The 13433-nt window shown below is 39.9% G+C and carries 13 protein-coding genes and 1 riboswitch; of the genes, 1 reads left to right on the forward strand and 12 read right to left on the reverse strand.

Annotation, left to right across the window (positions count from 1 at the left end):
- Window positions 1-34: 34 nt before the first annotated feature.
- The 8 genes from P9989_RS17185 to P9989_RS17220 all read right to left on the reverse strand — a co-directional run bounded on the left by P9989_RS17185 (window position 35) and on the right by P9989_RS17220 (window position 7620).
- Complete coding sequence (locus P9989_RS17185; protein ID WP_283076089.1) at window positions 35-319, reverse strand: PTS sugar transporter subunit IIB; 285 nt, start codon at window positions 317-319, stop codon at window positions 35-37.
- Between the two features lie 2 nt (window positions 320-321).
- Window positions 322-807 (reverse strand): PTS sugar transporter subunit IIA, encoded by a 486-nt coding sequence (locus P9989_RS17190; RefSeq protein WP_283076090.1) that lies wholly within the window; start codon window positions 805-807, stop codon window positions 322-324.
- Window positions 808-846: 39 nt separating this feature from the next.
- Entirely contained in the window at window positions 847-2904 is a 2058-nt protein-coding gene (locus P9989_RS17195) for a BglG family transcription antiterminator (protein WP_283076091.1), read from the reverse strand.
- Window positions 2905-3221: 317 nt separating this feature from the next.
- Complete coding sequence (locus P9989_RS17200) at window positions 3222-3596, reverse strand: hypothetical protein (protein WP_283076092.1); 375 nt, start codon at window positions 3594-3596, stop codon at window positions 3222-3224.
- On the reverse strand, window positions 3596-4132 hold the full coding sequence (locus tag P9989_RS17205; protein ID WP_283078960.1) for an acyl-CoA thioesterase: 537 nt from the start codon (window positions 4130-4132) through the stop codon (window positions 3596-3598). The genes P9989_RS17200 and P9989_RS17205 overlap by 1 nt, the downstream gene beginning before the upstream one ends.
- 225 nt (window positions 4133-4357) lie before the next feature.
- Window positions 4358-5254 (reverse strand): cidABC operon transcriptional activator CidR, encoded by an 897-nt coding sequence (gene cidR / locus P9989_RS17210; protein WP_283076093.1) that lies wholly within the window; start codon window positions 5252-5254, stop codon window positions 4358-4360.
- A 136-nt stretch (window positions 5255-5390) separates the two neighbouring features.
- Window positions 5391-5774, reverse strand: a complete 384-nt coding sequence (gene blaI / locus P9989_RS17215) for a penicillinase repressor BlaI (protein WP_283076094.1) — start codon at window positions 5772-5774, stop codon at window positions 5391-5393.
- Window positions 5775-5826: 52 nt separating this feature from the next.
- The gene (locus tag P9989_RS17220; RefSeq protein ID WP_428841942.1) at window positions 5827-7620 is read right to left on the reverse strand and encodes a BlaR1 family beta-lactam sensor/signal transducer; all 1794 of its coding nucleotides are present in this window, start codon (window positions 7618-7620) and stop codon (window positions 5827-5829) included.
- Between the two features lie 449 nt (window positions 7621-8069).
- On the opposite strand from P9989_RS17220, the gene bla reads away from it, so the two are divergent.
- Window positions 8070-8969 (forward strand): class A beta-lactamase, encoded by a 900-nt coding sequence (gene bla / locus P9989_RS17225; protein WP_283076095.1) that lies wholly within the window; start codon window positions 8070-8072, stop codon window positions 8967-8969.
- 263 nt (window positions 8970-9232) lie between these two features.
- Here bla and P9989_RS21720 read toward each other — a convergent pair whose 3' ends face one another.
- The 4 genes from P9989_RS21720 to P9989_RS17240 form a co-directional block, all read right to left on the reverse strand.
- Window positions 9233-9556, reverse strand: a complete 324-nt coding sequence (locus P9989_RS21720; RefSeq protein WP_390304715.1) for a DUF4181 domain-containing protein — start codon at window positions 9554-9556, stop codon at window positions 9233-9235.
- A 51-nt stretch (window positions 9557-9607) separates the two neighbouring features.
- Window positions 9608-10363 carry a hypothetical protein gene (locus P9989_RS17230; protein ID WP_283076096.1) on the reverse strand — a complete coding sequence of 252 codons (756 nt, stop codon included), beginning with the start codon at window positions 10361-10363 and terminating at the stop codon, window positions 9608-9610.
- Window positions 10364-10578: 215 nt separating this feature from the next.
- The gene (locus P9989_RS17235) at window positions 10579-11238 is read right to left on the reverse strand and encodes a carboxymuconolactone decarboxylase family protein (protein WP_283076097.1); all 660 of its coding nucleotides are present in this window, start codon (window positions 11236-11238) and stop codon (window positions 10579-10581) included.
- Window positions 11239-11396: 158 nt separating this feature from the next.
- Window positions 11397-12956: a sodium:solute symporter family protein gene (locus P9989_RS17240; RefSeq protein WP_283076098.1), complete on the reverse strand. Its 1560-nt coding sequence runs from the start codon at window positions 12954-12956 to the stop codon at window positions 11397-11399.
- Window positions 12957-13271: 315 nt separating this feature from the next.
- Window positions 13272-13387, reverse strand: a riboswitch (SAM riboswitch).
- Window positions 13388-13433: the final 46 nt, after the last annotated feature.

Here is a 13433-nt window from a genome sequence, read left to right on the forward strand (position 1 = left end):
CGTCAATTAGACAGTCTTCTAGTCTTGCAGCCGCCTATTTTTTCAGTTCTTCTAAGATCTGCTGTTTTGTATTTTCCGTTCCAATTCCTGTCAGGAAAGATTGGGCGTTAATCACCGGGAATGGATAATCTTTTTTCGTCATCGCCGTCGTGACTAGTAAATCAGCTGTGTCTACGTAGCCGCCTATCTCTGCAATCTTAATTTGAACTAAATCAACTTTCAGGTTATTATCTTTAACCATTTCTTCAATTGCCCCATTCACCACCGTTGATGTTGCGATACCTGCTCCGCATGCTACCAATACTTGTTTCTTTTCCATGTTTACTCATCTCCTTTAAGTGCAATAAAGTCTAATTTTTCTTCTAATAAACATTTAATCTTTGTTTTATCTCGTTCACTTATTAAATATTTCAAGGTGTCTTCATTCTGAAAGATTTGCATCAGTGTTTGCAGAAGGGATAACTGTGAATGGGCCTCATCCATGGCCAGCATAAACACTAGTTTCACGGGTGTAGTTTCGCTATCATCCCCCATAACGCCGAAATCAACAGCCTGTTTTAAAACGCCTATACTAATTGTTTTTTTATTCACATGCTCCACGTCAGTGTGTGGAATCGCAACAGATACCCCTGCTGTGGGTAAACCTGTCGGAAATTCACCTTCTCTTTCGATCACAGCTTGGATAAAGCTTTCTTTTACTAGATTTCTGTCTACTAAATTACGGGCCATTGTAGTTAAAACATCTTCTTTCAGTGTGCCTTCTAAATCTAGCAGGATGACGGATTCATTAAAAAAGATTTCACTCATTTTCTACCCCCACGATCTTCTTTTGTAATGACTGCTGGTTCAATCCATAGAATAGGATTTAATTATTTTATAAATCTCTTTGACTGAGTTAGAGCTTATGATGCGATTTCGATCTTCTTCCGAGCCGGCGAGCTTCATCAGCTGCATTAGAGCATGGATATGCTGCTGTTTATCAACTGCAGCAATAACAATGATGAGGTTTATCTGATAGTCCCCTGTAAAATCAACCCCCTCCTTGAGCCTGAGAAGACTCATTCCCACTTCATTTACGCCCTCCTCTGGAGCTGCGTGTGGAATAGCGATATTTGGCCCGATCACAATATAGGGATCCTCTACTGTACGATGAATCATCGCTTCCACATATTCCGCTTCGATCTTACCTTTATCTATTAATGGCTGGGCACTTACTCGAAGTGCCTCCTCCCAGGAAGCAACAGAATTCCTTACTGTAATATGACGTTGAGGAATTAAGTCATTAATATTCATATCTCTTTTTTTGACAGACTGTTTAACCGAGGATTCCTCATCGCGATCAATGTACGTTTGCAAATCCTCAGCGAGTGACTTCTCATTTTCAATCACGGCATGATTTCTGATAATATCGATTAAGTGATTCACATTCATGTCTTTTGGAATATAGCCGTGCAATTCCAGCATGACCTGTTTTCGAAGACGGTATTTTTCATCTTCTGCCAAAAACGCACTGGAAATGAACATTTTTTTATCTGTCTCTAGTGATGTTGGAGAGAAGACAATATCGTAATCTAAGTTGTAATTGAGAAATTCACGTACAGATAAGGAATCAAGAAAGATAAATCCCGGAAATAACTCCCTTAATTCGTTGAACATCAGTCTTGATACCGAAACACCTTGAGGGCAGACAACCACTGCCTTTATTTTTTCCTCAATACTATCTCCCTGCCTGGTCATCCACCCGCCAATAAGCATCGTGATATAAATCGTTTCGCTTTCGGGAATAGCCATGCCGATTAAATCTTGAAGCGGCCCTGTTGACCGTTTGACCAGATGGTGCAATTCCTTGAACTCCTTATTTAAAGAGTCCTGAACATCCATGGTTTCAGTTAGCTGGTACTTAATTCGATAATAAGCAGGCTTAATATGCTGGAACAGCTTATTCATCAGCTGCTGTCGATCCTGCAAATAGATACAAGCACTCTTCTCAAATAAGCGCAGCATGTCATCAATGGCAGGAATTAATTCTGGAATAGCATCATCATTCGTTAAATACTCCGACCAATAAACATTGGTCGTTAACAGATGGAGGGTAATGAATAAACGTTCTACGACTGGAATTTGCCTGGCATCATGGAAAATCTCCTCGGTCGCCAAATATTCCTTCGTATCAGATAATTCCTCATACTCGATAGAAAATGAATCGACCTCATTACCTTGCTGGATCCTTCTTAGAATTAAGATAAGAATATAAGGCATCGTGTCTAATTTTTCATCGGTGAATTTCAAATTCAGCTTGCTCTCGACGTTCTCAATTCGCTGATTAAACTCATTGATTTCTTCCGTATCAATATTCGCTAATTGTCTTATCCTCTTCTGTCCACCATGGACCTGCAGGAGTTGATAGGTGATCGTAATAAGTAATTTTCGAATTTGAAACTCTTTTCCTTCGATCAAATAACCCGATGCCCTTGAATAGCGAATCAGCAATCTATATTCGTCTAACTGTTTCTGTACTTGCTTTAAATCACTAAGAACCGTATTTTTGCTAACGTCAAGTTCACTCGTAAAATGGTTAAGTGACAGTTCTTCTTTACTGCTCAAGAGCATCATGATGATAAGATCAACACGTTGGCTTTCCGTGAGAGCAGTTAGCTTTAAAGGAGTACTTTCTTCTTCACAGCAGAGTTTCGTAAAAACGGATTGGTCGATGATAAAATGACCTTTCCTCGTTCTTTCTATTACTGGAAGGTTCTCGACCATAAGCCACTCATTGATTTTGTTAAAGCTGTATCCAAGCTGGCGACGAGTTAAGTTATATTTCTTCTCTATGGCCAGGCTTGTGATGCTTGGATTGCTGACCAATTCATCCAAAATCCGCTTACTTCTCTCATCAAGTGACAACCTTAGCCCCCCTTTTCAAATTTATTGTAGCATTCAGAAAACTCGTAATGTATACGCTTTCATCTCAAGTAAGCGTACATTTAATGTACAATATCGTGATTTACATCGAGAAACACAGAAATTGAACAATCATACACTAAAAAAGCAAAGCCTAGGCAGAACTAGTCTTCTGCCTAGGCTTTGCTTCCTATAAATAAACACATTTGGTTTTAAACCACAACCGATATTGGTGCAAACGTGAACATTCTTCCTTTGTGTTCTTTCTTACCGGTTAAATGCTTGCACAGGTCCTTTTTCCTGGAAGTGCACCCTTCCGTCTATTTCATTATCGTGGAGCCATGAAGCCGTTCCGGTTTCGCCCCAAGAATCAACAGAAATATTCTGGAGTCCCCTATTTTCCGATGCTTTGTCATGAAGGCTTTGACAACATGAATGTCCGAACATTCCTTCAGGGTCTGTACTTCACAATGGTAAAGTCGAAGAACCGATTCCCTAACAAACTTTGGCTTATATTCCGGAAGTTCCTCATCCATTAATAAGGAACCCATATATCCATATTTTAGTTGTAATTGTCTAGTTAAACTGACCACATGAAGCAATTGTTCATAGAGCTCGGAATGCTGCCGCTTTATTTCCTCTAAGTCATTCCTTGCCTTACAAATGTCATTTAGACCGGCTACCGCTAGTGCCATTATGCTTCAACTCCTTTTTCCCATGGTTTCTCTAGACCAATGATTTCGGTTAATTCCTGACTGTGTTTTCTACGGATCCTCCGTGTTTCTGCACGTTCTTTTCCAGATTCGTAAAGGAATCTCTCCTCTTCTGTTTCAGGCACAAGATCCGGAACTTTAATCGGATGTTTATTCTCATCCAGGGCTACGAACGTAAGAAATGCGGTTGCTGCCATGCGACGTTCCCCTGAGATCATGTCTTCAGCAATTACTTTGCAGAAAATTTCCATCGATTTGCTGCCTGTGTAGGAGACGAATGATTCTACACAAACCGAATCAGTTTGATGGATAGGATGCAGGAAGTCAATGGAATCAGTAGAAGCCGTTACACATTCCTTGACCCTGGCATGACGGCGGGCGGACAGGGTGGCGTTGTTATCGAGTTTCTTCATCAATACGCCGCCAAATAGTGTATTGTAATTATTCAGGTCATTGATCATCACTTGATCAGTATTCACAATTAGACTTTCTTTCGGGTTTCTCGTTTTGATCGTCATTGTATTCCCTTCCTTGCCTTTTATGGTGTTCAATGCATTGACATTACCCAGTGTAGAACGGTGTGAAAGATAAGTGAAATGGTTATTCCTCATCTAAACAATAGATCTTATCTATGGAAACGCATCCACCCATACCATATAGGAATACAATTGGCATAATAATGTAGAAAATTTTTATAAAAAAATGAGTCTGGAAAACTCCAGACTCATCTTCTAGCACACAAACTAATTAGAAAAACTCCCCAATGTTAAACGCTCCTGGGTAAACTTCAGCCACTCTTTCGTGGCATAAGATTGATAATGATCTTTCTTCCAAATCAAAGCAAGATCCCATTCTATCATCGGCTTCACTACTTTAATTCTGTGGACATCTTCCTTAAGAAGCATCGATACACTGTGCGGCAAGATTGATATCCCTAAATCGGCCGCAATCATTTTTCCAATAAAGTCCCACTGGGTACTCTCGGAAACGACATGCGGCAAAAACCCCGCTTCCTTACACGCCTCTTTAATTCGGTCATTTAAAGCGAAATCTTTGTTGAACAGAATCAATGGTTCATCTTTCAATTCTTCAAGCTTCACTTGTTTCCTTGACGCAAGGCGATGAGACGGAGGGACTATTACTTTCAAGCCCTCTTTCATAAAAGAAAAATAACGGAAGTTCTCCTCCTCTGTTGGCAGCACCGTGATCCCAACATCTAACTGATCATTGAATATATCCTCTTCAATTTTCTTCGTTCCATTTTCCAATAGCTGAAAGGTAATGTTCGGGTAAAGCTGATGAAACTCTCCTAGAATACGGATAAAATGATCGGCATCCATAATCGGAGGCAGACCAATTCGAATATGACCCTTTTGCAAACCTAATAAATCATCCAATTCAGTCTTCAGATTATCAAAAGCTCGATCAATCGTTTGAGCTTGATCGAGAATCACGCGGCCGGCATCGGTTAGGACAAGTTTCTTTCTGGACCGATCAAACAGCTCAACCCCAAGCTCTTCCTCTAAGTTTTTAATCATTTTACTGATCGTCGGCTGTGTTAAAAACAGATGATCTGCAGCTCGGGTAAAACTGCTAAATCGTGAAACTTCTATAAAATACTTCAGGTGTCGAATATCCATAAGTTCTTTCACCTATCCTGTTCACTAAAAATACTTATATATTGGAGCGCTCATACCTTGGTTGCAGCAAGTAAGTGTGTAAACTTTAACAAGCACTCTAAACACAGAGTTACCTAGCAGCAAATTCGAGTTCAGTTTATTTTTTTTTAGGCTTTTCGTCCAAAATGGAACGTAATTCTTTAATATCGTCTTCTGATAAAGAATCCTCCTTGATAAACTGAACCAGCATTGACTTTAACGTTCCGCCATAAATTCGTTTAAGAAAGGACTGTGCCTCGGCGCGCTGACACTCTTCTTGCGAATAAAGCGGGACAAACGTATAGATCCTCTGATCTTTATTAACCCCAACCACTTCTTTGTGAACAAGACGATCCAAAAGAGTCCGTACAGTTTTTGCCTTCCAATCCGTTTGCTCCTGTATAGAGGATATAACTTCATTGGCCGTTTGTGGAGTCTTTTTCCAAAGTACATGCATAACTTCCCATTCCGATTCTGAAATTTTAGGGATTTTCTTCGTCATCCTTATCCTCCCTCCTCTTTTGGACACATGGTTATATCTAATGATTCTTCTCTTATTCCTTAATGATTCCTTTATCTCTCAAAATAGCTAACGTGATTTTTGCCGCCTTGCTTCCATAACTATTATCTTGATTTTGTATATTAGTTGCAAAGAAATAAGTATTGTCCTTGGTCTCTACATATCCAATAAACCAACCGTTTATATTCTTTCCATTAACATTGCCGGTACCAGTTTTCCCGGAGAGCCTTGCCTCATCGTATATTTCTAATAAAAGAGAATCTTTAACTTTTTGGATATTCTTACTTTCGAATCCAAACTGATTTGTATAAAACGCCATCAATAATTGTACTTGTTCGACTGGAGAAATTTTTAATGAAGATTCCAGCCAATAGTCTGTTCCACCAGAAATATTATAATTCCCATAACCTATCTGTTTCAAATAAGCTTGGGTGGTATCTCGCGGGACTTTTTGGTCTAATTCCCTAAAATACCAGGTTACTGAGTTTTTCATAGCTGTCGATAAGTTATGGTCCTTATTCCAAGATTCATAAGGATATTTCGTGCCATTCCATTTCATTGTGGAGTGGTCACGTGTTATTACCCCTAACTCTAATCCAATTAATGCGATATAAATTTTGTAAGTAGAATTCGGGGAAACTCTCAGCGTACTTTTACCTTTATCATAGATGGTATATTGGTCAGATTTCATATCATACAAAACAAAACTTCCATTATACCCATCAAAATATTCGCTTAAATCCTCATAATGCGTGCCTTCATTATTAAAATCATAACGGCTATTATTCGCCGCCATGGCAGAAATAAATGGTAGCTGACTTGCTATAATGACACCCGCAAGAGTAAAAATTGAAATACTCTTCAGCTTCAACCACTTCGATTCAGTCGTAAACGCTGCAATTTTTTCAATTCGTTTTTTAATTTGATTCTTGGGGCCATTAAACTGATTAGTCCAAGTATAATTCTTCGAGTGCGATGCTGGATCCACGAAATGAATAATCGTATTCCCATAGTCTAGATAACAATGCTCATCCAAAGATTTTAAAACAGCCGTATCACAAGCAATCTCACGGTCTAACCTCATTTCTTTAAAAGCCATCCACACAAGTGGATTAAACCAGTAAAAAATTTGATAAAGGATGGTGAGGTAATTCGTTGCGATATCTCTGGTTTTATAGTGATACAGTTCATGCATAAAAATGTATTTAATATTTTCTGTAGACATCTTTTCATCGAGATGCCTCGGCAGTAAAATGCAAGTCTTAAACAGCCCGAACGTCATTGGAGATTTGACTAGCGATGATTCTCCTACGAATAAAGGTTTAGATATCTTTAAACGATGCTTGCACTCTTCAAATAGCTGTAAAACGTCTTCATTGTGCAGGACAGTTGCTGTATCTTTAATTTTCTTTAATTTGAACCAAGCATGCAGGGCCAGACCAGCCATAACCAACATGCCTGCAACCCAAATGCTGGCTAATGCAATATTCAAAAAATCCAGATTGAGACGATTGACAGATACCGTAAAGTCTTTCATCCAGTTTTCGTTACTAAGCCCTGCACCATCTGTGTTGTTGATAAAAGGAGTGCTCATTCTATTGCTTTGATTCATATCGAATGAAAAGAAATGATTTTCAAAATGAATCAACTGCTTCGGTATAAATGGAAGTGTCAACGCGATTAACAATAAAAACCATATATTGTATTGCCATTTCGCTGAAAGGTGTTTCGAAAATAATTTCTTAATCAGCATAATCATCACTATAGTAATAGAGGACACTATAAAACTAGTTACTAAATGAGTGAAAAACATTTTTCTTACCTCCATTTTCCGAAACTATGACTGCCGCTGATTTCTTCCAGGAAGGGTTAACAACCTCATCCCCAATTGTTGTTGAATAATTTCTCTGTGGGCATTTGAAGTCTAATAATCCATTATTAGTTTATCAGTTTTCAGTTAAAATTGTTGGGATCTATCATACTCCGAGCTCAGTGGCTTTTTAAAAGAAAGTTATATATTCCTATATTTGGATTTAATGGGATTGACATTTCATTGACTACAATTGTAATATTGTATTACAGTTGTAGTCAATGAATTTGAAAAGGGGGGTATTAATTTTAATTTGTTCTTCGGAAACCATTGAGATTTATGTACAGTCATAGATGAATACGGTACAAGTTAGTCATTTCAGGTCAAATCATTCAGTTAACTTTTTAAAAGATAAAAAGAAGAAAGAGGTTATCAATTTGAAAAAAACATCTCAATACAAATCCATTATGCATAAATTTACACTGTTTATGTCGGTACTCGCATTAATTACACTCACCGCTTGCGTGAATGAAAACAGTTCAACCGCTTCCCCATCTAAAGAGGAGAACGAAGAGGGGCAAACAGTAAATAGAGATGAGAAGTTTGCCGAACTCGAGAATAAGTTTGACGCTCAAATCGGTGTCTATGCGATCGATACGGGAACGAATCAGACCATCGAATATCGAGCAGATGAGCGATTCGCCTTTGCATCCACCTACAAAGCTTTGGCAGCAGCCATCATGCTTCAGCAGAACTCTATAGAAGATCTTAAGAAAGTCATTACTTACACCGAGGAGGATTTAGTTACCTATTCTCCAGTTACCAAGAAACACGTGGATACCGGCATGACAATTTTGGAACTAAGTGAAGCAGCGGTCCGGACCAGCGACAACACCGCGGGGAACCTCTTACTTAAGGCGCTGGGAGGCCCCGATGGATTTGAAGATGCCTTAAGGCAAATCGGCGATAACGTGACCCAATCTGATCGATACGAACCACACTTGAATGAATTCACTCCTGAAGATAGTCGTGATACCAGCACACCGCGAGCCCTTGCTACCAGTCTACAGGCATTCGCAGTCGGCGATTTGCTTTCTGGTGATAAACGTGAAATGTTCACGGATTGGTTGCGGGGCAATGCTACAGGAGATGCCCTGATTCGCGCGGGCGCACCTGAAGGATGGGTGGTCGGTGATAAGAGTGGGGCCGGAAGTTACGGAACGAGGAATGACATTGCAATTGTTTGGCCCCCAAACAGAGAACCAATCGCCATTGCGGTTATGTCCCGCCATGATACGAAAGATGCTCAATATAATGATGCGCTGATTGCGCGTGCTGCCAAGGTCGCACTTAACGCCCTAAAGTGAATTGAATAACTTCGATATAGTGGGTGTTCTTGGATATAAATGATTTTGGATCAATCGAAATCCCTATGGGTGAGAAAATTCATCAAACCACACCACCATTTAGTATCAATTTATTAGTTAAATTGCAAAGGTTTAAGTCTTATTTTGCGTTAGGAAAAGAAAAAGGGTCACACATGTTAGTTAGGACTAACGTGTGTGACCTTCTATTTATTTACCATAAAATGTAAATTTTTGTTCACCTAAAAGCTTCTAAATCTATAATCTTAATTCATTATGAGACTGGTGATATACAGAATAGCAATGGTTGCAGCCAATAACCATTCGTGATAATAAGCTTTGGACTGCCTGTCTTCCTTCCATTCTTCAAAACCTCTTGCTATAAATATGGCGCAAAATAATAAGAACATGAGGGCTGGCGTTACACTCTCGGAATTGGCCATAGAGAAAATACACAAAATAATAAGTATGTAGATGATAGATTCAATCACTATGTATATTCTTTTCCTATCCTCATCTAATAATCCCTTATGCTTAATTTTGAATCGTCTCTTCAAGTAAAATTCCTTTATACATAAATATGCGATCATCGTAATCGGAACTAGTAATAAGAAGGGGTTGATACCATCACCACCCGTAAGTTAAACGTTAATCTCCCATTCCACCTTAAATCTTCCTAAGGATACACCATTTCCAGTCACTACAATATAATAGGTTCCTTTAGTTTCCGCTGCCACCATCATTCTTTCTCCGCGTGGTTTCATGGGCACTTTCTTACCACTTTCGTTTTCTACAGAGTGCCCGATTCTTCCCCTTTCGGATTCAATATTGAATAAGAGCTTTTCACCTTTTTCGAGATGAATAGGAATCTCATGCATGCCATCAAAATAGGAGAAGGACGCTTGAAAACTAGTTTTTGTTCGGTCTGCTGTCCAGTGCTGTTTTTCAGTAAAATCGATGGTCAATGAAATGGCCACACAGGTTGGAATGACAAGAGCAAATAACCACGCCCATTTCAGTCTTTTGGCAAAAAGTTTTACACCAACATAAAATAATACGGCTGCAAGCGATCCAAGCGGACCAGCTATCAATACGTATTCCAATGAACCCTTATATAACACAAAGAATATCGCACATCCTGCTGTGATATAAAGAAGGAGTCTATAACGTTTTACCGATGGGACGACCCTTAACAGACCATCAATTAGAATTGAACAACTAATTCCATACCCATAAAAGAATAACCAAAATATCGGGTTGGAAGCTGTTTCAACGAAATCATACATGTCAAATGAGGCAAGCATTAATGCATAAAGAGCAAATATCGATAATGAAAAGCCAGCTCCTATTAATTTTGTATAAAGGTAATATATCGTTTGTCTTACTGAACCCTGCAAAACCGCATCTTCCTAACCTTCTGTTATTGCATCGAGTTAATCGATTGCTCAACCTATCCCCATGTATCATGGGCAGCATATAGTTTAACACATAATGGTAATTGAACCCATGCAAAAGACGCCCTCTCATACAAAAGAAGCGCGCCGATTTTTGAACTATTTTTACATATCTATCCCACCTGGTGAACACCAAGCGGGATAAGTTTTGTTAAGAACTATTCATCATCATAAGCATTTAATGCGTTCACGCCGTGAGCAAGAGCAGAGCCAGCTTTAAGTGCAGTGGCAACCATAATAGCTTCAGCTATTTCTTCCTTACCAGCCCCTTGTTTTTTCGAACCCCTTGTATGGATGTCTATGCAATAGGGGCAGCCTGTCGTATGAGCAACGGCAAGTGCGATCAATTCCTTCTCCATTGCTCCAATTAAGCCCGGCTTCATCGCCTGTTTGTCGAAATCAACAAACGCCTTAAATGCATCACCGTTCAACTCAGAGAATTCTTTCAACCTTTTAAAGTATTCTTTACGATAAAGTTCCTCTTGTCCGTTTTCGTCATAGGCATTTAACGCGTTTACACCATGGGCAATCGCAGACCCAGCCTTCAACGTGGTAGCGACCATAATGGCCTCACCCATTTCCTCCTTTGACGCCTCTTGTTTTTTAACATTTTTCACATGAAGGTCAATACAGTACGGGCACCCCGTCGTATGGGCAACAGCAACGGCTATTAACTCCTTTACTTTCGCCGAGAGCTTTCCAGCAGCTAAAGCCTTTTGGTCAAAATTGCCAAAGGCGCGAAAAGCATCAGGGGCAAGTTGTTCGAACTCTCCAAGTCGATTGAAGTTAGATTGTTGATACAAGACGTCTTGAGTCATGATTTCCCCTCCAGTAATTTTCTGAAAAATTTAAATCTATTAAAAGAATACTATCAACCATTTCACGTGACAACTTAAAGACATTAGATTTCCCAATATGAATCAGCCGAAGTTATGGTGCATGCAATAAGTGAATATCCACCCTATAATTTCAATGCCTATCCTAGTTCAGAATGATCAGCTTTATCTTGAGATTCTTCATGGGAATTGTCTCTAATCGTTTTCATCACCTGATTAGTAGAATCGCTGACTTCTGCCTTAAAATATGGCTCATAGGCTTCAAGCGGGGCCTTTTTAGTGAAATATACGGCGAGTAACACCCCTATTAATGATGCTGAAACCGCTATTACGAATGGCGTCGTATTACCCATAGCCTTCGCCACAATATAAACAACTGAGCCAATGATGATCCCAGCATAGGCTCCTGCCCTATTCATTCTCTTCCAGTAAAGTCCCAGGAAGACAACCAGGAAAAACGCCGCACCAAATCCTCCATAAACATAGACAAAGCCCATGGCTAAGAACCAAGGTGGATTAATAGCCAGAATTACCGCTGCGGTTGCAATAGCAAATATACTGATTCGCAGCCAGTTCTTAAATTTTCGGTCACTGATCCTTTTTGGAGATATATTCAAATACACATCATAATAGAGAGAAGTGGCACAGTGCAGCAGCATTGAATTCGCAGTAGATATGGCAGCCGCACAAATAGCAACCAGTGTAATGCCCCCGACAATAGGTGGTGTGTACTCCTGGATAACTAATGGAATAATGTAGTCTGTCGTTTTCCCTGCAGGTATGCTAGGTAACAGAACTTTCGCCCCTAATCCAATGACGATTAATGGACCCATGATAAAAATTAGAACTAGAATGGTTCCCATGACCTGCAATATCGCAACTTTGACATTTTTAGGAGCCAGCATCCGTGTTACCCAGTGCGGTGAAGAAGGAGTTCCTAATGAATTGGAGATAAAAATGGAAAACAATGTACCAAAGCCAAATGTCCCTAAAGGAGACAGCAAAATGCCCTCATCAAGGGGCGGCCCACCTACATTTGTAGGCGCTGTAGTCGTCGCAAGCGTTTCTACTATATTTCCGAGTCCACCTGTTAGCGACCATACTACGCCGCTCGCCAGTAATACTCCGATGGCAATCAAAACGGTGTTTAAAGTATCTGTCGCAGCAACAGACCAAAATCCTCCAACACTTGTGATTAAGATAAATATTAAGAAGCCAAAGATTGCTAGTTTATAATCAATGCCTGTTATGCTGGAAAACACAATTCCAAAGCCAGTCACCTGGATATTAACTAACAACAAATAACCAATAAACATTAAGATGCCGACAATCGCTTGCAGCGTGCTTTTTTTCTGGAAGGGTTCAAACCTAAGACGAATAAATTCCGGAAAAGTCCTGGCTGGTTTTTCTGGCCGCCTTATTTTGTAGGCCACAATGGGGATTAACGCTCCTCCAAAGCACCAGCCCGCTACCCAGCCTATGACAGCTGCCACACCTGAACTGTACAAATAGCCAGGGACCCCCACGACCGAAGCCACACTGACCCATGTTGCTGCCGTCGTGCCAATCCCCATGATTAATCCCATTCTATGTCCACCAGTCGTATAATCATCGACTGATTCTGCAGTTTTCAAGCTTTTTACATTTGCCCATATTAGAAAGATTATATAAAAACTGAATACAACCAAATACCATATCATGTGTAACCAACTTCCTTCCTAAAACCTTATTTGTACTTGAATAATCGCCCAGTGGCCCCCCACCGTTTAACACCTGATTTTTCGACTTTGTAACAGAGGAATGTACCTAATAGAAAGGAAAAAACCATCGTCCCCACCCAAGTCATCATCGCTATTACCATATGAAAATCCCTCCCCTCTGAATGTTGCCCGCTCCTATTCAGATACGAACATCAATTAATAACTTTTCACCAGCCCTCCTTTTAAATATAAAAAAACCCTTCACTCACGAAGAGAGAAGGGTCGAATGCAACCGTTTTACCGTTTGCCAATCGATTCTCATCTTCGGAATAGCTTTCGCCTTCCTCTGAAATTGGCACCGTACACCGTAGATGGATCTGCCGGTTGCCGAGGCTTCATAGGGTCAGTCCCTCAACCTCTCTTGATAAGAAAATTTAAAATATTCAAGTAAGAGCTAGGCTTAATTCTATCATAATG

The sequence above is a fragment of the Halobacillus naozhouensis genome (assembly GCF_029714185.1).
In the GTDB taxonomy this organism is placed as follows: Bacteria; Bacillota; Bacilli; order Bacillales; family Halobacillaceae; genus Halobacillus_A; species Halobacillus_A naozhouensis.